The organism is Pseudomonas sp. AC463, assembly GCF_979253585.1.
This window is the reverse complement of record NZ_CEEDDZ010000867.1, coordinates 1-255: the sequence shown is the minus strand read 5'-3', so window position 1 is coordinate 255 and position 255 is coordinate 1. Positions and strand designations below refer to the sequence as shown.

1 protein-coding gene is annotated in these 255 nt (G+C 58.8%); it reads left to right on the top strand.

Features of this window, described 5'->3' with window-relative positions; translation table 11 throughout:
* Positions 1–184 (top strand): DUF1989 domain-containing protein (locus AC0IYH_RS32700; RefSeq protein ID WP_471838517.1); only part of this gene is annotated, 184 nt, incomplete at its 5' end.
* Between the last annotated feature and the right edge of the window lie 71 nt (positions 185–255).

Here is a 255-nt window from a genome sequence, read left to right as displayed (position 1 = left end):
GATGAACATTCCGGTCAAGCCGGACTACAGCATCGAGTGGCTGCCACCGGTCTCCAAGGCGGGCGATTACGTGGAAATCCAGGCGGCCATGGATTGCGTGGTGGTGATGTCGGCTTGCCCCCAGGACATCGTGCCGATCAACGACCTCAATCCGGTGGAAGTGCACTTCTCGGTTAATGCCTGAGGTCGCCCTGGACACCAGAGCCGGTTTGGTTGGTGTCAGGGGATTAATTACCCGTGTGCCTTCGGCGATAC